General features: G+C 64.8%; 21 protein-coding genes and 1 tRNA gene. 15 read left to right on the top strand and 7 right to left on the bottom strand.

The window, feature by feature from the left end; genetic code table 11:
* Positions 1-201: 201 nt before the first annotated feature.
* From LB525_RS03740 to LB525_RS03730, 3 genes are read left to right on the top strand one after another with little or no spacing between them, the layout of a single operon-like run.
* Complete coding sequence (locus tag LB525_RS03740) at positions 202-1,074, top strand: ROK family protein (RefSeq protein ID WP_224543477.1); 873 nt, start codon at positions 202-204, stop codon at positions 1,072-1,074.
* Positions 1,071-1,838 carry a GntR family transcriptional regulator gene (locus tag LB525_RS03735; RefSeq protein WP_140846317.1) on the top strand — a complete coding sequence of 256 codons (768 nt, stop codon included), beginning with the start codon at positions 1,071-1,073 and terminating at the stop codon, positions 1,836-1,838. Before LB525_RS03740 ends, LB525_RS03735 begins: the two co-directional genes overlap by 4 nt.
* A gap of 22 nt (positions 1,839-1,860) precedes the next feature.
* A complete protein-coding gene (locus tag LB525_RS03730; RefSeq protein ID WP_224543476.1) occupies positions 1,861-2,652 on the top strand; it encodes a sugar isomerase domain-containing protein in 792 nt (263 codons plus the stop codon).
* 41 nt (positions 2,653-2,693) lie between these two features.
* Here the strand turns inward: LB525_RS03730 and LB525_RS03725 are convergent, their stop codons facing one another.
* Positions 2,694-2,876 carry a hypothetical protein gene (locus tag LB525_RS03725; RefSeq protein ID WP_095766249.1) on the bottom strand — a complete coding sequence of 61 codons (183 nt, stop codon included), beginning with the start codon at positions 2,874-2,876 and terminating at the stop codon, positions 2,694-2,696.
* Positions 2,877-3,176: 300 nt separating this feature from the next.
* Between LB525_RS03725 and LB525_RS03720 the strand changes: the two genes are divergently transcribed.
* Positions 3,177-3,611 (top strand): hypothetical protein, encoded by a 435-nt coding sequence (locus tag LB525_RS03720; RefSeq protein ID WP_095766690.1) that lies wholly within the window; start codon positions 3,177-3,179, stop codon positions 3,609-3,611.
* Between the two features lie 77 nt (positions 3,612-3,688).
* Here the strand turns inward: LB525_RS03720 and LB525_RS03715 are convergent, their stop codons facing one another.
* From LB525_RS03715 to LB525_RS03705, 3 genes are all read right to left on the bottom strand, one after another.
* Positions 3,689-4,879, bottom strand: a complete 1,191-nt coding sequence (locus LB525_RS03715; RefSeq protein ID WP_140846319.1) for an NADH-quinone oxidoreductase subunit D — start codon at positions 4,877-4,879, stop codon at positions 3,689-3,691.
* A 78-nt stretch (positions 4,880-4,957) separates the two neighbouring features.
* The gene (locus LB525_RS03710) at positions 4,958-5,353 is read right to left on the bottom strand and encodes a hypothetical protein (RefSeq protein WP_224543474.1); all 396 of its coding nucleotides are present in this window, start codon (positions 5,351-5,353) and stop codon (positions 4,958-4,960) included.
* Positions 5,354-5,436: 83 nt separating this feature from the next.
* Positions 5,437-6,048 (bottom strand): alpha-ketoglutarate-dependent dioxygenase AlkB, encoded by a 612-nt coding sequence (locus LB525_RS03705; protein ID WP_224543473.1) that lies wholly within the window; start codon positions 6,046-6,048, stop codon positions 5,437-5,439.
* A gap of 95 nt (positions 6,049-6,143) precedes the next feature.
* Between LB525_RS03705 and LB525_RS03700 the strand changes: the two genes are divergently transcribed.
* The gene (locus tag LB525_RS03700; RefSeq protein WP_224523998.1) at positions 6,144-6,383 is read left to right on the top strand and encodes a KTSC domain-containing protein; all 240 of its coding nucleotides are present in this window, start codon (positions 6,144-6,146) and stop codon (positions 6,381-6,383) included.
* 7 nt (positions 6,384-6,390) lie between these two features.
* Here LB525_RS03700 and LB525_RS03695 read toward each other — a convergent pair.
* A tRNA-Ser gene (locus tag LB525_RS03695) sits at positions 6,391-6,480 on the bottom strand.
* A 450-nt stretch (positions 6,481-6,930) separates the two neighbouring features.
* On the opposite strand from LB525_RS03695, the gene LB525_RS03690 reads away from it, so the two are divergent.
* The 4 genes from LB525_RS03690 to LB525_RS03675 all read left to right on the top strand — a co-directional run bounded on the left by LB525_RS03690 (position 6,931) and on the right by LB525_RS03675 (position 9,780).
* Positions 6,931-7,632 carry a DUF2569 family protein gene (locus tag LB525_RS03690; protein WP_140846322.1) on the top strand — a complete coding sequence of 234 codons (702 nt, stop codon included), beginning with the start codon at positions 6,931-6,933 and terminating at the stop codon, positions 7,630-7,632.
* 84 nt (positions 7,633-7,716) lie between these two features.
* The gene (locus LB525_RS03685; protein WP_095766255.1) at positions 7,717-8,043 is read left to right on the top strand and encodes a hypothetical protein; all 327 of its coding nucleotides are present in this window, start codon (positions 7,717-7,719) and stop codon (positions 8,041-8,043) included.
* 224 nt (positions 8,044-8,267) lie between these two features.
* Positions 8,268-9,257: a BMP family protein gene (locus LB525_RS03680; RefSeq protein ID WP_224543472.1), complete on the top strand. Its 990-nt coding sequence runs from the start codon at positions 8,268-8,270 to the stop codon at positions 9,255-9,257.
* A gap of 67 nt (positions 9,258-9,324) precedes the next feature.
* The gene (locus LB525_RS03675) at positions 9,325-9,780 is read left to right on the top strand and encodes a GNAT family N-acetyltransferase (RefSeq protein ID WP_224543470.1); all 456 of its coding nucleotides are present in this window, start codon (positions 9,325-9,327) and stop codon (positions 9,778-9,780) included.
* On the opposite strand, the gene LB525_RS03670 is transcribed toward LB525_RS03675, so the two are convergent.
* Together LB525_RS03670 and LB525_RS03665 are read right to left on the bottom strand one after the other, a co-directional pair.
* A complete protein-coding gene (locus tag LB525_RS03670; protein ID WP_224543469.1) occupies positions 9,775-10,176 on the bottom strand; it encodes a hypothetical protein in 402 nt (133 codons plus the stop codon). The two genes, LB525_RS03675 and LB525_RS03670, sit on opposite strands and share 6 nt — an antisense overlap.
* Positions 10,177-10,197: 21 nt before the next feature.
* Positions 10,198-10,407: a SlyX family protein gene (locus tag LB525_RS03665; protein ID WP_224543468.1), complete on the bottom strand. Its 210-nt coding sequence runs from the start codon at positions 10,405-10,407 to the stop codon at positions 10,198-10,200.
* Positions 10,408-10,659: 252 nt separating this feature from the next.
* On the opposite strand from LB525_RS03665, the gene LB525_RS03660 reads away from it, so the two are divergent.
* From LB525_RS03660 to deoA, 6 genes are all read left to right on the top strand, one after another.
* The gene (locus LB525_RS03660) at positions 10,660-12,192 is read left to right on the top strand and encodes an ABC transporter ATP-binding protein (protein ID WP_224543466.1); all 1,533 of its coding nucleotides are present in this window, start codon (positions 10,660-10,662) and stop codon (positions 12,190-12,192) included.
* Positions 12,189-13,328 carry an ABC transporter permease gene (locus tag LB525_RS03655; RefSeq protein WP_224543464.1) on the top strand — a complete coding sequence of 380 codons (1,140 nt, stop codon included), beginning with the start codon at positions 12,189-12,191 and terminating at the stop codon, positions 13,326-13,328. The genes LB525_RS03660 and LB525_RS03655 overlap by 4 nt, the downstream gene beginning before the upstream one ends.
* A gap of 1 nt (position 13,329) precedes the next feature.
* The gene (locus tag LB525_RS03650) at positions 13,330-14,301 is read left to right on the top strand and encodes an ABC transporter permease (protein WP_140846328.1); all 972 of its coding nucleotides are present in this window, start codon (positions 13,330-13,332) and stop codon (positions 14,299-14,301) included.
* A gap of 75 nt (positions 14,302-14,376) precedes the next feature.
* Positions 14,377-14,769: a cytidine deaminase gene (gene cdd, locus LB525_RS03645; protein WP_224543463.1), complete on the top strand. Its 393-nt coding sequence runs from the start codon at positions 14,377-14,379 to the stop codon at positions 14,767-14,769.
* Positions 14,770-14,781: 12 nt separating this feature from the next.
* Positions 14,782-15,585 (top strand): purine-nucleoside phosphorylase, encoded by an 804-nt coding sequence (locus tag LB525_RS03640; RefSeq protein WP_095766262.1) that lies wholly within the window; start codon positions 14,782-14,784, stop codon positions 15,583-15,585.
* On the top strand, positions 15,585-16,901 hold the full coding sequence (deoA, locus tag LB525_RS03635; RefSeq protein ID WP_224543462.1) for a thymidine phosphorylase: 1,317 nt from the start codon (positions 15,585-15,587) through the stop codon (positions 16,899-16,901). The genes LB525_RS03640 and deoA overlap by 1 nt, the downstream gene beginning before the upstream one ends.
* Positions 16,902-16,919 lie beyond the last annotated feature (18 nt).

Genomic DNA, 16,919 nt, shown 5'->3' with positions numbered 1-16,919 from the left:
CGAAGGTTCGGAGCACGTTTGCAGATGAAAAACCAGATGGCGTCGATCCATTCAGATTTTGTAAATATATCACCAGGATAAGATGCGGTTTCCTGGCCGATCACCGATCAATAAGCAGCCGCCGACGTCTTTGCGGCACTTGCGAGCGGCATCATGTCGTTATAATGACATCTGAAAAAATGCTGACCGGAGCCGCCATACATGACACGGGTTCTCGCCATCGATCTCGGCGGCACCAATCTGCGCGCCGCGGTCCATACGGGCGATATCGGCGCCCTCGTGCCCCAGGTCCGTGAGCCGGCTCCGGCGAGCCTCGACGCGTTCGTGACGCACGTTCGCACGCTTGCGGCCGCAGGCGAGACCGAAGCGCTCGGGCTTGCCGTGCCGGGACTTGTCGAGGGCTCCGCATGCCGCTGGATACCGAATCTGCCCTGGCTCGACGGCGTCGACGTCGCGGCGCTGTTTCCCGACGTTCGCGTGGCGGTCGGCAATGACGCGCAGATCGCGCTGCTCGCGGAAGCGGCGCAAGGCGCAGCCAGGGATGTCTCCGACGCGATCCTGCTGGCCATCGGCACCGGCATCGGCTCGGCGGTACTGGCCAATGGCGGCATCGTCGCCGGCGCGCATGGCGGCGCCTGCTCCTTCGGCTGGGCCAGCGCCGACGTCAAGGACCACGGCGAGGATCGCAGCGGCTGGCTGGAACGTGTCGCCTCCGGCCGTGCGCTGGACGCCCATGCCGCACAGATCGGACTGGCCGACGGCCGCCAGCTGATCGCCGCCGCCAAGGCAGGCCAGCTTGCCGCGCAGACCCTGCTCGAGGTGCCGGCGCGCCAACTCGGCACGGCGCTGGCCGGCGCGGTCGGGTTGCTCGATCCAGGCGTCATCCTGGTCTCGGGCGGCCTGGCCGACGCACTGGATGTGATCGCGCCGCCTTTGCTTGCGGCGCTACGGCGTCAATTGCCGCCGCATCTGCGCGGCGTCGAACTTAGGCCTGGAAAATTCGGCTCTCGCGCCGGCCTGGTTGGTGCTGCGCTTGCCGGACAGGCGGGAAGCGGGTGGAGACAGATCCGATGAGCGAAGCAAGCTTTCAGCAGCCGGACCGCAGGCGACCGGAGCCGCTCTGGTACCAGGTCGAGGAGGCGATCCGCGCCATCGTCAAGAGCGGCGAGTGGGCGACCGGCGACCAGATCCCGGCCGAGGACAGGCTCTGCGCGCTATTCGGCGTCAGCCGCATCACGCTTCGCCACGCGCTGCGCAATCTTGAGGAAAGCGGACTGCTCAGGCGCGAGCATGGAAGGGGCACCTTCGTGCGCTCGGCGACGCTGGTCGCCGGCACGCGCGAGCTCACCTCCTTCACCCAGGAGATGGGCAATATCGGCGTGGTCGCCGGCTCGCGCCTGCTCGACTGCAGCCTGACGACGGCGAGTGCGGCGGCGGCCGGCGCGCTGGAGATCGAGGAGGGCGACCCTGTCGTGCGGATCCGGCGATTGAGGCTCGGCAATAACGAGCCGATCGGCATCCAGACGGCGCAACTGGCGGCCGCGCGCGTGCCGGGTTTTCTCGATGCCGGCCTGCTCAAGGGCTCGCTCTACGAGGCGCTGGAGCGTCAGTACGGCATCGTGCCGGCCGAGGCGCGCGAGAACTACCGCGTCGGCGCGGTCAGCGCCGCCGACGCCGAGCTGCTCGACCTGCCCGCGGGCAGTCCCGCCTTCGTCGTCGAGCGCATCACCATCGACGAGCGCGGCCCGTTCGAATTCACCGTCTCGATCATGCGCGGCGACCGCTACGAGATACGCTCGACGCTGCGCGCCGGCCGTCTCCCAAACACCAGAAGCTGACACGATCAACAGGAGTACCGAAGTGTCCGATCTCTACATTCCCCGTCTCGCCGCCCTCCTCGAACAGGCATCGAAGGCCAATGAAGAAGCCTTCGGCCAGGCGGCGAGCCGTTTCGCCGACACGCTGCAAAACGGCGGGCTGGTCCATCTCTACGGTTCGGGCCATTCGGTGCTGCCGGCGCAGGAGATGTTTCCGCGCTATGGCAGCTTCGTCGGCTTCAATCCGCTGACCGACCCGCGCGTGATGTGGCACAACGTGCTCGGCGCCGGCGGCGTGCGCGAGCTTTTGTGGCTGGAGCGGACCGAGAAATATGCCGAGAAGTTCCTCGACCATCAGCCGCTGAACAAGGGCGATTCCATCATCATCTTCGGCCATAGCGGCCGCAATTCCTCGGGTATCGACACCGCGCTCTACGCCAAGAAGCGCGGCATCTTCGTCGTAGCGGTCACCAGCAAGAACAATCTCGACAAGCCGGCCACGCATTCCTCCGGCAAGCGGCTGGCGGACGCCGCCGACCTCGTCATCGACACCTGCTCGCCGATCGAGGACGCGGTGGTGCCGATCGAAGGCTGGAGCCGCCCGGTGTCGGGCTCGTCGACGGTGCTGGCGATGATCATGGCGCATGAGTTGCTCGCCCGCACGGCCGAGCAATTGTCGAAGCGCGGCATCGAGCTGCCGGTCTTCGCCTCGCCGACCATTGCGGGCGTGACGCTGCACGACACCGACGTCATCTACGGCGTCTACCGCGAACGCATGATCGAGGCGCAGAAGAAGCACCTGCCGACCTTCCAGGCGACGATGCGCGGGGAATGATCAGGCGGCGGGGGGCGCATCAGGCGCCTCCCGCGAGCCGTTCAAATCCGGCGCCGCCTGGTTGCGGAATGCCTGGGCGGCGCGTCATTCTCATCGGGATTGGGGATCGGCTCCTCGTCGGGCAGCCGATCCGGCTCCGGCTCGCGCACCGGTTTCGGTTCCGGGATGGGCGGCGGCGTGGGCACGGGCGTGGGAGATGGGTCCGGATTGGGGAGAATGGCCATCGCGTTTTCCTTCCGTTCGATGCCTTGGCAAGGCCTGCTGCGAATCCCAAAAACGGGGATGTCCTGCCCGACCTGAACTGATGGAGTGATCGCTGCATTCAGACGCTTCGTCTGGAGCGATCGGCGGCGCAAGCTGGCAGAACGGCCACGCCCGCGGATGGTTCCAACACGATCGCGGCGCGCGACGGCGGCAGACAATGATCAAATGATTCCACCTGCCTGTTTCGGCTCTTGCCGGCGTCGGTCGGCGCCTTAAATCCCGTTGTGGACGGGGGCCATCTGCCGACACAGGAGACGGCCGTGAAGCACCAAACCCTTGATCAGATCAACGCCGTTGCCGACGTTCACACCGAAGCACCGGCTCTCATCGCCAATCGCGGTCAGCGCCTCGAGCGCTGGGCGCAGCTTCTTGAACAAAATCCCGGCCGCCGCCTCACGGCGCTGGCGGGCACCGAATACGCCTCAGCCGATGTGCGCCAAAGAATGCGTATCGACGGCTCGGCGATCACCATCGCTTTCGAGGATCCGATCTTCCGCGCGCAAGGCCTGCGGGACGACACTTACGGCGAAGCCAAGCGCTTCTTCGAAATGAGCGACTGGCAGCTGCATGAAGTCGTCTGCCATTGCCATGTCGGCGCCAACATGCCGGCCCGCTGGGCGGCCTCGCGCGTGCGGGCGGCGATCTCTCCGGGCGCCGGCATTCTTGCGTGGCTGAGAGCGGTGTTCATGCGCTAGAGCGGTTCCGTCGGCGGGATCGCCTCGGGCTCGCTGGTTGACGCAGACGAAGGAGAGGCGCCGGGCTCTCCTCCGCGTCAGCGATCGATCTCGCCGAACACGATGTCGAGCGAGCCGATGATCGCCGCGACATCGGCCACCATGTGCCCGCGCGACAGGAAATCCATCGCCTGGAGATGGGCGAAGGATGGCGCGCGTATCTTGCAGCGATAGGGAATGTTGCTGCCGTCCGAGACCAGATAGACGCCGAACTCGCCTTTCGGCGCCTCGACCGCGGCATAGACCTCTCCGGGCGGCACGCGGTGGCCTTCGGTATAAAGCTTGAAATGATGGATGGTCGCTTCCATCGAGCGCTTCATGGTGGCGCGCGGCGGCGGCGTGATCTTCTGGTTGGGCACCGCGACCGGGCCCCGGCCATCGGATGAGCGCAGCTTTTCCAGGCACTGCCGCATGATCCGCACCGACTGGCGCATCTCTTCCATGCGCACCAGATAGCGATCGTAACAGTCGCCGTGCTTGCCGATGGGGATGTCGAAATCCATTTCGGGATAGCATTCATAGGGCTGCGCCTTGCGCAGATCCCAGGCGGCGCCCGAGCCGCGCACCATGGGGCCGGAGAAGCCCATGCCCCAGGCGTCGTCGAGCGAGATCACGCCGACATCGACATTGCGCTGCTTGAAGATGCGGTTGTCGGTGAGCAGGCCCTCGAGATTGTCGCAGACCTTCAGGAACGGATCGCAGAAATCCCAGATGTCGTCGAGCAGCTTTTCCGGCAGGTCCTGGTGGACGCCGCCGACGCGGAAATAGTTCGCGTGCATACGCGCGCCTGAGGCGCGTTCATAAAACACCATCAGCTTCTCGCGTTCGGCGAAACCCCATAGCGGCGGCGTCAGGGCGCCGATATCCATGGCCTGCGTGGTGACGTTGAGAAGATGCGACAAGAGCCGCCCGATCTCGCAAAACAGCACGCGGATCAGTTGGCCGCGCCGGGGAACGGACAGCTCGAGCAGCTTTTCGGCGGCAAGGCAGAAGGCATGCTCCTGGTTCATCGGCGCGACGTAGTCGAGCCGATCGAAATAAGGCAGGGCCTGCAGATAGTTCTTGTATTCGATCAGCTTCTCGGTGCCGCGATGGAGCAGGCCGATATGCGGATCGGCGCGGTCGACGATCTCGCCGTCCAGTTCCAGCACCAGCCTGAGCACGCCATGCGCCGACGGGTGCTGCGGCCCGAAGTTGAGCATGAAGTTGCGGACCGCGGCTTCGGTCATGACGGCCTCCGCAAGAGTGAGGATCGAAGGCGAACCGCGGCCCGTCGGCCGCCGTTCGGCTGGGTCATGCCCCCAAGGTCAGGCCGTCGTCTGGATGATCAGCGTCAGCGTGCCGTCACCGTCGATGTTGGCGGCAACGACCTGCGAGGAATTCAGTCCGTTCGCATGCAGAACCGACGTTGCCTCGGGCGAGGCGTCGACCGAGTTCTGCAGCTTGGCCAGTTCCTTCGCGGTCGTCCTGGTGACTACGGCTTCGGCCTGCGCCTTCACTTCCAAGGGCAGGTCCTCCATCGCCACCACGACGATGTTGGTGACGTTCTGGGCGGCATCGTCCTGGCCGGGCTGCGGCTGGCCGGGGATGGGCTCCTGGGCAGGGGGCGTCGCTTGCGGCGGCTGCGGATCGGCGCGTTGAGCGGAAGCGGGCTGCGCCAATGCCATTGCCGACAGCGTCAGGACCATCGTCAACATGCGCATCGTCTTTCCTTTCCATCTGGAAAACCTGACGACACAACCCTGGCGCCCAGCGATGGTTCCCGGATAATCGCCGGCGCGGCTGCTTAAAGAGCCCGCATTGTCCGCAACGTCACCGAATAGCGATGGCGTTCGACGGGCGGGATGCTGTGCTCCCACTCGTGCCTGGCCGGCCCTGCCATGAGGTAGAGCGATCTGGGCTCGACCTCGATCGTTTCACGGTCCCACGCCGCGCCGTTCTTGCGGCGCAGCCGGAAGCTGCAGGACGCCAGCAGGGAAACGCCGGCGACCAGCTCGAAATGCGGCTTGTCCCGATGCCAGCCTATGCCGGCGCCCGGGCGATATTCGTTGATCAGCACTTGCGCGAACTCTGTTGCGGGGATGCACGCAAAAGCGGCGACCTTGGCGCGAAGCGGCAGCAGGAAGTCCGGTATGGGCGGCGCTTCCACGACCTGGCGGCGTTCGTAATCGTAGCGCAAGCCGAAGCCGACGACCTGCCTGTTGGCAAGATGGCCGTGGAAATCGAACGGCTTGAAGGGCAGGCCCCGGATATGACGGACCAGCTCGTGTTCTTCGTCGCGGGCAATCAGATCCGGCTGGTAGGAGAAGCCTGCGGGCATGGGCGGCTGGCTTGCAGGCCCACCGAACAGATCGCCCTGGAAAGCGTCGCCGGCAGCTCGGTTTTTCAATGATGTCATGCGGCTCAGATAGGCAATCGGGCCCCTTGTGCAAGCCGGCATCGCGGAACCTCGCGGCGCACGAAGAATTAAGCGTTGGAAGCAGGAGGCGGCACATGCCTTCCACCGCGATCCGGGCTATCCATTACGATCCGTCGAGGCGGGTCCTCTCGGTATGGTTCGTCCCGACCGGCAAGCGCTATGACTATGAGGACGTAGGACCCGAGGTCTACACGGCTTTCAAGGCGGCCTTCTCAAAAGGGCAGTTCTTCAACGAATTCGTGCGCGACCGTTTCAGATATCACCTGGTCGAGCATGAAGGCTCGGCCTGCTCCGAAAAATATAGAAATCAATGAAGCTTGCTGGCGGAGAGAGCGGGATTCGAACCCGCGTTACGGTTTCCCGTAAACACACTTTCCAGGCGTGCGCCTTCAACCACTCGGCCACCTCTCCGTCTTGGCATCTCGCGTCGGCCGGTTTTGCCGCGCGGGTTGGGGAGATGCTCCCATGGGAAGTCCTCAACGGATATCTGGTGTGCCCTCAACCGGCAGGCAACCCTTCCCCGCACCGCTAGCCGTCTAGGCAAACAGGCGCGGGGCTCATCTAGTCGATCCTAATGCGAATGCCAAGCCATATTGGCATTGCCGCGGCTTTTGCCGTGTATGGGCGCAAAGGCAGGGTCAGGGCGATGCGTTCGAATGATGTGCACAGGCGATGGCGACGCGCCGGTGATGCTTGACTTCGCCTCCGCCCGGCTGTCGACTGCGCCAATCTTGTTTTCATGCAGTCCCGGTGGACGGTTGCGAGCTTTCCCTGGAACTGCAGGTTCGGTTTTGCAGTTCCCGCCGGAAAGCCGCGAGGCGGCTTTCCCGGAATTGCTTGGGCGAGGGGCATCGTCCCGACATGGCATCGATCGACCAGCAACCCGCGGGGCGGCCGGACGGCGGGCTTTCCCTCATCCCGGTGGCGTGGCTCGTCATCGTTATGGGGCTGTCGGCCTACGGGCTGATCTCCTCCTGGCGGCTGATCGGCGACTTCAGCCTGCCCGACAGCGTGTTCTTCCTGGTCTATGGCGGCCTTACGGGCGGCGTCATCACCATCCTGTGGGGGCTGTACCTGCTTGGCCTTGCCTTCAACCGGTCGGCCCGCTTTCCTCGCCATTACACGATCTGGCAGATCGCCATCATCATCTGGCTCCTGGTGCGCCAGGCCTATGTGTTGCTCGTGTCCGACTTCGTCTTCTCGGCCGAGGCGCTGGGCTTCACCGTCGCCGAGATCGCCATCGGCCTACTTTGCATTTACCTGCTGCGCAACGGGGCCGGCGCCGAGACGATCTACGCCAATCCGGAGACCGAGCGGCCACCGGTCTTCGTCTCGATCCTTGCCGCGCTGCTCGGCATCATCCTTGGCGGCGCGATCGGCGCCTGCGCCGGTTTCTTCGCCGGTTCGCTGATAGCGGACCTAACGCATATGAGCTGTTTCGAGGGCGCCTGCGGATTTTTCGCGGCTTTTGTCGGCCTGGGCGGCCTGATCGTCGGCGCGGTCGCCGGCGGCATTTTCGCCATCTGGCGGGTGAACCGGCGCAAGCCGGCGCGGGCTCGCTAATTTCACGGGCCGCGATTGCGCGGAAACCACGCACGCTCTATGTCGATTGCGGAGCAGACGGGAGCGTTCCCGGGGAGAGCGTCGATGTTGCGTTTCATCTTTCGGCTGGCAGCCATGGTTGCGCTGTCGATCTCGGTGATCATGGCGGTGATCGATACGACACGCTCGGTCGCAGCCTCCTCGCTGGTGATGACGCCGCTCAATGCAAGCTGGCTCGCGGTCTCGCCCGATACCCGTGCGGCCTTCGAGACTTTCGTGCGCACCAAGGCAAGCCCGCTGGTCTGGGACGGCGCCGTCGCATGGGTGCTCGCACAACCAGGTTTTGCTGTTTTCGCGGTGCTGGCCTTCCTGCTCTACGCCATCGGCTACCGGCGCAAGCGCCGCGGCGCGGAATTCGCTCCAAGTCCCTGAAGGCCCTTGTTTTGACGCTGTTGCGGACGGACGGCCACGGCGAAACCGCGGGTAACCGCTTTTTCCAACAGGTCAAAATTCCACGTGAATTTTGTTTCGCGCCGTGCCAGATTGACCGCGAGCGGGAGGGGCAAAACACTTCCTGCCTGGCACCGCAAGCCTGCCGGAGAACCGGGCGGGCAGGCGGCGCATAACGGAAAAATAACCGACAGGGTGTGGATCACATGAAACGTATCGTTCTCGGCCTTCTGGCCGCAACCGCAATGGTTCTTCCGGCTTTCGCCGCGGATGTCCAGCCGGCCATCCTCTATGATCTGGGCGGCAAGTTCGACAAATCCTTCAACGAGGCCGCCTATCATGGCGCGGAGAAGTTCAAGGCCGAGACCGGCATCGCCTATGTCGAATTCGAGGTCTCCAACGCCTCGCAGCGTGAGCAGGCGCTGCGCCGCTTCGCCGAGGACGGCCGCAACCCGATCGTCATGGCCGGCTTTGCCTGGGAGGACGCGCTGAAGAAGGTCGCGGCCGAATATACCGATCTCAACTTCGCCATCATCGACGATGCCGTCGACCTGCCCAATGTCCGCTCGCTGGTGTTCAAGGAGAATGAAGGCTCCTACCTCGTCGGCATCCTGGCGGCGATGGCGTCGAAGTCGAAGAAGGTCGGCTTCGTCGGCGGCATGGACATCCCGCTGATCCGCAAGTTCGAATGCGGCTATGTCGGCGGCGCCAAGTCGGCCGGCGCGACGGACGTCATCCAGAATATGACCGGCGACACGCCGGCCGCATGGAACGACCCGGCCAAGGGCGGCGAGATCGCAAAGACGCAGATCGACCAGGGCGCCGACGTGGTTTACGCGGCTGCCGGCGGCACCGGCGTCGGCGTGCTCCAGGCGGCGGCGGATGCGGGCAAGCTCGGCATCGGCGTCGATTCCAACCAGAACGGCCTGCAGCCCGGCAAGGTGCTGACCTCGATGCTGAAGCGCGTCGACGTTGCCGTCTACAATGCCTTCATGGACGGCAAGAACGGCACCTTCAAAGGCGGCGTCGAAAATCTCGGCCTCAAGGAAGGCGGCGTCGACTACGCCATGGACGACAACAACAAGGTGCTGGTGACCGATGAGATGAAGGCGGCCGTCGAAAAGGCCAAGGCCGACATCATCTCGGGCAAGGTCCAGGTGCACGACTACACCACCGACAACGCCTGCCCGTATTGATCTGCGGCTGAAGCAAGGTTTGAACCGCCGGGCCAACGCCCGGCGGTTTCGCTTTGGAGAGGGAACGATGCGGACGACGATCGAGGCCATGGCGGAAGGCGACGTCGAAGCAATCGCGGGGCTTCGCCTCGCGGCTTTCTTCGAAGGCACGGACCGGACACTCGACGAGGACATGGCCGGGTTGCGCGGGTTGATCGCTGGCGACGGCTCCGAGACAGCCTTCGTTGCGCGCGACCGTGGCCGGCCGATCGGGAGCTGCCTGCTCGTCCGCAGCGAAATCAGTTCGCCGCACGACTTCTCGCCATGGCTGGCCGGGCTGATCGTCGAGGATGGATATCGCGGCAGCGGCGTCGGCACGGCGCTGGTCAGAACTGTCGAGGCTCGTGCCGTCTCGGCCGGTATCGGCAAGCTCTATCTCTACACCTGGCAGGCGCGCGGCTTCTACGAGGCGCTTGGATGGACGGCGGTCGAGACCTTCGAGCAGGACGGCGCGCCGATGCTTCTCATGTCGCGTGAGCTATAGCGTGCCGGCGAGATAGCCGAGCGCAAAGGCCGCCAGCAGGGCAAGCGCAATGACAAAGCCCAGCCTGCCGCCACGCGAATGCAGGCCGACGCGATAGGGCCTGCGCTCGAGCCGGAGGATCATCGGCGGCGGTTCGGCCTCGGGGGCAATGCCGGCGAGCCGTGGCTGCATCTGCGGCAATTCGGCAAGGCGCTGCGTGACCAGCTCCCAGCGATTGTAGCGCCCTTCAGGTGCCGCGGGATCGAAGGCGCGCAAGCGCTCGGCCAGCCGCAGCACCGTGTCGCGAAAGGCGGGATCGATTTCGAGGTCGCGCTCGGCGCGAGCGCGTTCCCTGTCGTTCATCAGGCCAAAGACATAGTCGCCGGCCCTGGCGACACGGTCGCTTTCACCAGACATGGCCGTCCTTTCCCATGCTCCTCACCAGTGCGGCGGCTTGGTCACCGGAACATCGGAGCCGGTCTGCTCCTCCAACTCCAGGAACCGGTCGGTGAGCGCTGCGAGCTTGCGCTCCATGCGCTCGATCACCTTCCACTGTTCGGCGATCTGCCCGGACAGTTCCTCGATGGTGTTTTCCTGCTCGGCGGCGCGGATTTCCAACGCCGTCAGCCGATCGTCAGGCATGGTCATGCAAACCGATCCTTGCGAATGTGAAGCCTCCGCCTCAGCAGATATTCCTGGATGCCCGAATATCTGCTTAGGCCCTGTTGGTTCTCGCAGGTTCTGATCGCAAAACCGTGGACAGTTTTGCGGAACTTGCTCAGGTTCGAAATTGACAAGGGCGCGGCGATTTGTCGAGAGTGAGCGGCCGATTGGCATAAGCAGGGCATCATGCTAGGCCTTTTGACCAAGCGATAAAAAATAACAGTGGGAACAGGCTGCATGGCGCAAGCCGCAATCGAGCTCATAGGCATCAACAAGAGCTTTGGCGCAGTGCGCGCCAACCGCGACATCAACCTGGAAGTGGCGCGCGGCACCATCCACGGCATCGTCGGCGAAAACGGCGCCGGCAAATCGACGCTGATGTCGATTCTCTACGGCTTCTACCAGGCCGACAGCGGCGAGATCCACGTCGGCGGCAAGCCGGTGTCGATCAACACCTCCAACGACGCCATCGCGCTCGGCATCGGCATGGTGCATCAGCACTTCATGCTGGTCGACAATTTCACGGTGCTGGAAAACATCATCCTCGGTGCCGAGAACGATGTGCTGCTGAAAAGCAGCATCGCCAAGGCGCGCTCGGAACTCGACCGGTTGGAGCGCGAATACGGGCTCGAGGTCGATCCCGACGCCGTCATCGAAGAGCTGCCGGTCGGCTTGCAGCAGCGTGTCGAAATCCTCAAGGCGCTCTATCGCGGCGCCGAGATCCTGATCCTCGACGAGCCGACGGGAGTGTTGACGCCGGCCGAGGCCGACCACCTTTTCCGCATCCTCAAGCAATTGAAGGAGCAGGGAAAAACGATCGTGCTCATCACGCACAAGCTGCGCGAGATCATGGCCATCACCGACACGGTCTCGGTGATGCGCCAGGGCACGATGGTGGCAACCCGGGTGACCAAGGAAACCACTGTCGGCGAACTGGCCGAGCTGATGGTCGGCCGGCGGGTGCTTCTCAGGGTCGAGAAGGGCCAGTCGGAAGCCGGCGCTGTAAAACTCTCGGTCAAGAACCTGACGGTCAAGGATTCGCGCGGCGTCACCATGGTCGACAATGTCTCCTTCGACGTGCGCGGCGGCGAGATCGTCGGCATCGCCGGCGTTGCCGGCAACGGCCAGTCCGAACTGTTGGAGGCAATCTCCGGCATAAGGCATGCGGTTTCCGGCGAGGTTATGCTCGACGGCAAGCCGATCGATCTCACCGGCAAGGCCGATCCCGGCGAATTGCGCGACCGTGGGCTTGCCCACGTCCCGGAGGACCGCCACCATGTCGGGCTGGTGCTCGCCTTCGAGGAAAACGAGAATTCGATCCTCGGCTATCACGACGACGAGCGCTATCTGAGGGGGCCGTTCCTCGACGTCGATGCCATCATGGCCGACGCGAAGGACAAGATCGAGAAATACGACATCCGCCCCGGCAATCCGCGGCTGAAGACGGCGAACTTCTCCGGCGGCAATCAGCAGAAGATCGTGCTGGCCAGGGAGATGGAGCAGGATCCGGGCGTGCTGATCGTCGGTCAGCCGACGCGCGGCGTCGATGTCGGCGCCATCGAATTCATCCACAAGCGGCTGATCGCCATGCGCGACCAGGGCAAGGCCGTGCTGGTGGTCTCGGTCGAGCTCGACGAGATCCGCTCGCTGTCCGACCGCATCCTGGTGATGTTCGCCGGCCGTGTCGTCGGCGAGCGCGGCCCTGACGCGACCGAAGGCGAGCTCGGCCTGCTCATGGCCGGCGTCGAGCACCAGGAGGCCGCCGAATGAGCACGCCTTACGCCAAGCTGCCTGCCTGGGCCGATTATGGGTTGATTCCGCTGATCAATCTGTCGGTTGCCTTCATCGTTGCCGGCTTCGTCGTCATGCTGGTCGGCGAAAATCCGTTTCGTGCCGCCGTCATCCTGGTCGAAGGCGCCTTCGGCAAGGGCACGGGCATCGCCTTCACGCTCTTCTACGCCACGACCTTCATCTTCACCGGGCTGTCGGTGGCGGTGGCGGCGCATTGCAGCCTGTTCAACATCGGTACCGAGGGGCAGGCCTATATAGGCGGCCTGGGCATCGCGCTCGTTTGCCTGAGCTTCGACAGCGTGCTGCCCTGGTGGGCGATCTTTCCGATCGCGATCGTGGCCGCGGCGGCGTTCGGCGCGCTGTGGGGCCTGATCCCGGCCTATCTGCAGGCCAAGCGCGGATCGCACATCGTCATCACCACCATCATGTTCAACTTCATCGCCGCTTCGGTGATGGTCTATCTGCTGGTCGGCCCGCTGAAGCCGGCCGGCTCGCAGGCGCCGCAGACGCGCAATTTCCTGGCCGGCGCCGAGCTGCCGAAGCTCAACTGGATCATCGAATTGTTCGGCGCCAAGATCCGCTCGGCGCCGCTCAACATCTGCTTCCTGCTGGCGCTCGTCATGGCCTTCCTGGTCTGGCTTTTGATCTGGCGCACCAGGCTCGGCTATGAAATGCGCACCTACGGCCACAGCCCGAAGGCGGCGCGCTATGCCGGCATTTCGGAAATCCGCATCATCATCACCGCGATGATGATCTCGGGCGCGCTGGCCGGCATGATGGCGCTCAACCCGGTGATGGGCGACCAGCACAATGTCGCGATCGATTTCGTGTCCGGCGCCGGCTATGTCGGCATCGCGGTTGCGTTGATGGGCAGGCTGCATCCGGTCGGCATCGTCCTGGCGGCGATCCTGTTCGGCATGCTCTACCAGGGCGGCGCAGAGCTTGCCTTCGAAATGCCGGCGATCAGCCGCGACATGATCGTCATCATCCAGGGGTTGGTCATCCTCTTTGCCGGCGCGCTGGAACACATGTTCAGGCCTTACATCCAGGCGCTGTTCGCCTCGGTCAGTCCGAAATCGGTCGGCATGCAGGCAGTGAACGGGAAGGGGGCCTGAGATGGACATGTTCAACGCCATCATCCAGGTGCTGGATTCGACCATCCGCCTTTCGGTGCCGCTGCTGCTCGCTTGCCTGGCCGGCCTCTATTCGGAACGGGCCGGCATCTTCGACATCGGGCTGGAAGGCAAGATGCTGGTCGGCGCCTTTGCCGGCGCTTCGGCCGCCGCCGTCTTCCATTCGGCGCTGATCGGCCTCGGCACGGCGGTGCTGATCTCCGTCGCCTTCGCGCTGGTGCACGGCTTCGCCTCGATCACGCATCGCGGCAACCAGATCGTGTCCGGCGTGGCGATCAATTTCATCGCCGCCGGATCGACCATCATCCTCGGCCAGGCGTGGTTCCAACAGGGCGGGCGCACGCCGGCGCTGCAGCCGGCCGAACGCTTCGAGGCGATCGTCTGGCCCGGCGCCGAGGCGATCAAGGACGTGCCGATCATCGGCCCGATCTATGCCGAGCTGATCTCCGGCCATTCGATCCTGGTCTATTTCGCCTTCGCCATGGTGCCGTTCACCTGGTGGGTGCTGTTTCGCACCCGCTTCGGTCTCAGGATGCGCGCGGTCGGCGAAAACCCGGCCGCGGTCGACACCGCCGGCATTTCGGTCGCCTGGCTGCGGTACCGCGCGCTGATCTGCACCGGCATCCTCACCGGCGTCGCCGGCGCGTATCTTTCCATGGTGCAGAATGGCGGCTTCGTGAAGGACATGACTGCGGGCAAGGGCTATATTGCGCTGGCCGCGCTCATCTTCGCCAAATGGAAGCCGGTCAACGCTATGTTCGCCTGCCTGTTGTTCGGTTTCCTTGATGCTGCGGCGATCCGCCTGCAGGGCTCGCCGCTGCCGATCATCGGCAAGGTGCCGGTGCAATTCATGCAGGCGCTGCCCTATGTGCTGACCGTCATCCTGCTCGCCGGCTTCATCGGCAAAGCCATCCCGCCGCGCGCCGGCGGCGTGCCTTATGTGAAGGAACGCTGAAGTCGGAGAATGCCGGGCGGATTTTCGTGCGGCGGCGACCGGTATTTGAACAAGATCGTGGGAGAGAAGAACCGGATGTCGCATGATCTTTTCGAGGCGGCGAAGACGGCGATGGCAAAGGCCTATGCGCCCTATTCGAAGTTCCCTGTGGGGGCAGCACTGCGCACCGAGGACGGGCGCGTCTTCGCCGGCGCCAATATCGAGGTGGCATCCTATCCGGAAGGCTGGTGCGCCGAGACGACGGCGCTCGGCCATTACATCATGGGCGGCGGCGGCAGGATCGTGGAGATCGCGGTGATCGCCGAACGCATGGCCAAATGCTCGCCATGCGGCGGCTGCCGGCAGCGGCTGGCGGAATTCTGTCGGCCGGACACGAAGCTTTATCTCTGCGACAACGCCGGCGTGGCCGAGACGGTGACCATGGGCGACATGCTGCCCTACGGCTTCAGGGGCGACATCTTGAAATGAAGAGGGGTTGAAATGAAGGAAGCGCTGGATCATCTGGTCGAGAAACTGGACGGACTGGCGCCGACCGCGGCGCTCGTGCTGGGCTCGGGCCTGGGCGGGCTGGTCGACCAGGTCAAGGATGCCAGGCGCATCTCCTATGCCGAACTGCCGGGCTTCCCGCGCAGCGGTGTTTCCGGCCATGCCGGCGAGGTGGTTGCCGGGCATTTCGCCGGCACGCCGGTGCTGATGCTGTCGGGGCGCGCGCATTATTACGAGCATGGCAATGCCGCGGCGATGCGGCCGGCGCTGGAGGTGCTTGCCGGCATCGGCATCTCGCATTTGATCCTCACCAATGCCGCCGGCTCGGTCGATCCTGAAATGGGGCCGGGCTCGGTGATGCTGATCACCGACCACATCAATTTCTCCGGCTCCAATCCGCTGATCGGCGAGCCGAGCGACCGCCGCTTCGTCGGCCTCACCGAGGCCTATGATGCCGGCTTGCGCGGCGCGATCGAGAAAGCGGCGAAGGCAACGGGAACTGCGCTGCATCAGGGCGTCTATATGTGGTTTTCCGGGCCATGCTTCGAGACACCGGCCGAGATCCGCATGGCGCGCGTCATGGGTGCCAACGCCGTCGGCATGTCGACCGTGCCGGAGGTCATCCTTGCCCGCTTCCTCGGGCTCAAGGTCGCCGCCTGCTCGGTCATCACCAACCTGGCGGCCGGCATGACCGGAGCGGAGCTCTCGCACCAGGAAACCAAGGATATGGCGCCCATCGGCGGCGCGCGGCTGGCGACGATCCTGCGGCGCGTCTTCCAGGACGGCTTGCCCGACTGATGCTGCCGCAGGAGATCATCCGCCGCAAGCGCGACGGCCACAGGCTCTCGGCCGACGAGATCGCGGCCTTCATCGCGGGGCTGACGGCCGGCACTATCTCCGAGGGCCAGGTCGGCGCTTTCGCGATGGCCGTGTTCCTCAACGGCATGAGCCGCGAGGAAGCGGTGGCGCTGACGATCGCGATGCGCGATTCCGGCGATGTGCTCGACTGGTCCGACCTGCCGGGCCCGGTCACCGACAAGCATTCCACGGGCGGCGTCGGCGACAATGTCTCGCTGATGCTGGCGCCGATCGTCGCGGCCTGCGGCGCTTGTGTGCCGATGATCTCGGGCCGCGGCCTCGGCCACACCGGCGGCACGCTGGACAAGATGGATGCCATCCCCGGCTATGCCAGCCAGCCGGACGTGGCGCTTTTCCGCAAGACGGTTCTCGAGACCGGTTGCGCCATCATCGGCCAGACCGCCGGTCTCGCGCCGGCCGACCGCAGGCTCTATGCGATCCGCGACGTGACCGGAACGGTCGAATCGGTGCCGCTGATCACCGCCTCGATCCTGTCGAAGAAGCTTGCCGCCGGCTTGGGCTCGCTGGTGCTCGACGTCAAGGTCGGCAACGGCGCCTTCATGGAGAAGTCGCGCGATGCCGTCGCTCTGGTGAACAGCCTGGTCGAGGTCGCCAATGGCGCCGGCTTGAGCGCCTCAGCGCTGGTGACCGGCATGAACGAGCCGCTGGCCTCGGCCGCCGGCAACGCGGTCGAGGTGAAGAATGCCGTCGATTTCCTCACCGGGCGATATCGCGACCGGCGGCTGGAGGAGGTGACGCTGGCGCTGGCGGCCGAGATGCTGCAGTCGGCGGGGCTCGTCTCGTCCAACCAGGACGGCATCAGGCGCGCCACCGAAGCGCTTGCCGGAGGCCGTGCGGCGGCCGTCTTCGCGCGAATGGTTTCCGCACTTGGCGGTCCCGCCGATTTCATCGAGAACGCGGAAAAATATTTGCCGGCTGCGCCGGTCGAACTGGCCGTGAAGGCGGAACAGGATGGGTTCGTGACCGGCATCGCCACGCGCGATATCGGGCTTGCCGTCGTCACGCTCGGTGGCGGGCGTAGCCATCCGGACGACAAGATCGATCATGCCGTCGGTCTGACCCGGCTGTTGCCGGTCGGCGCCGAGCTGCGCCCGGGCGAGGCACTGGCGCTGGTGCATGCCCGTACCAATGCGGAGGCCGAGGTAGCAGCGGCGGCCGTGCGAGCTGCTTATACGATCGGCGGTTCCAAACCGCCCGCCGAAAAGACCGTGCTCAGGCGGATACTGCCGCGCTAGACTAGAGCAGTTCATCGT

The sequence above is a fragment of the Mesorhizobium sp. CA16 genome (assembly GCF_020165175.1).
Lineage (GTDB): Bacteria > Pseudomonadota > Alphaproteobacteria > Rhizobiales > Rhizobiaceae > Mesorhizobium.
Note: the sequence above shows the minus strand (reverse complement) of the source record. Positions and strands in the feature narration are given on the sequence as shown.

What these genes read in the sequence shown, in the direction of transcription:
- LB525_RS03685 (WP_095766255.1), top strand. Translation starts at nt 7,717, where the DNA reads ATGTTGCGTTTCATCTTTCGGCTGGCAGCCATGGTTGCGCTGTCGATC.
- LB525_RS03740 (WP_224543477.1), top strand. Translation starts at nt 202, where the DNA reads ATGACACGGGTTCTCGCCATCGATCTCGGCGGCACCAATCTGCGCGCC.
- cdd (WP_224543463.1), top strand. Translation starts at nt 14,377, where the DNA reads ATGTCGCATGATCTTTTCGAGGCGGCGAAGACGGCGATGGCAAAGGCC.
- LB525_RS03680 (WP_224543472.1), top strand. Translation starts at nt 8,268, where the DNA reads ATGAAACGTATCGTTCTCGGCCTTCTGGCCGCAACCGCAATGGTTCTT.
- LB525_RS03660 (WP_224543466.1), top strand. Translation starts at nt 10,660, where the DNA reads ATGGCGCAAGCCGCAATCGAGCTCATAGGCATCAACAAGAGCTTTGGC.
- LB525_RS03725 (WP_095766249.1), bottom strand. Translation starts at nt 2,876, where the DNA reads ATGGCCATTCTCCCCAATCCGGACCCATCTCCCACGCCCGTGCCCACG.
- LB525_RS03700 (WP_224523998.1), top strand. Translation starts at nt 6,144, where the DNA reads ATGCCTTCCACCGCGATCCGGGCTATCCATTACGATCCGTCGAGGCGG.
- deoA (WP_224543462.1), top strand. Translation starts at nt 15,585, where the DNA reads ATGCTGCCGCAGGAGATCATCCGCCGCAAGCGCGACGGCCACAGGCTC.
- LB525_RS03715 (WP_140846319.1), bottom strand. Translation starts at nt 4,879, where the DNA reads ATGACCGAAGCCGCGGTCCGCAACTTCATGCTCAACTTCGGGCCGCAG.
- LB525_RS03655 (WP_224543464.1), top strand. Translation starts at nt 12,189, where the DNA reads ATGAGCACGCCTTACGCCAAGCTGCCTGCCTGGGCCGATTATGGGTTG.
- LB525_RS03640 (WP_095766262.1), top strand. Translation starts at nt 14,782, where the DNA reads ATGAAGGAAGCGCTGGATCATCTGGTCGAGAAACTGGACGGACTGGCG.
- LB525_RS03670 (WP_224543469.1), bottom strand. Translation starts at nt 10,176, where the DNA reads ATGTCTGGTGAAAGCGACCGTGTCGCCAGGGCCGGCGACTATGTCTTT.
- LB525_RS03690 (WP_140846322.1), top strand. Translation starts at nt 6,931, where the DNA reads ATGGCATCGATCGACCAGCAACCCGCGGGGCGGCCGGACGGCGGGCTT.
- LB525_RS03650 (WP_140846328.1), top strand. Translation starts at nt 13,330, where the DNA reads ATGGACATGTTCAACGCCATCATCCAGGTGCTGGATTCGACCATCCGC.
- LB525_RS03735 (WP_140846317.1), top strand. Translation starts at nt 1,071, where the DNA reads ATGAGCGAAGCAAGCTTTCAGCAGCCGGACCGCAGGCGACCGGAGCCG.
- LB525_RS03705 (WP_224543473.1), bottom strand. Translation starts at nt 6,048, where the DNA reads ATGACATCATTGAAAAACCGAGCTGCCGGCGACGCTTTCCAGGGCGAT.
- LB525_RS03665 (WP_224543468.1), bottom strand. Translation starts at nt 10,407, where the DNA reads ATGACCATGCCTGACGATCGGCTGACGGCGTTGGAAATCCGCGCCGCC.
- LB525_RS03710 (WP_224543474.1), bottom strand. Translation starts at nt 5,353, where the DNA reads ATGCGCATGTTGACGATGGTCCTGACGCTGTCGGCAATGGCATTGGCG.
- LB525_RS03675 (WP_224543470.1), top strand. Translation starts at nt 9,325, where the DNA reads ATGCGGACGACGATCGAGGCCATGGCGGAAGGCGACGTCGAAGCAATC.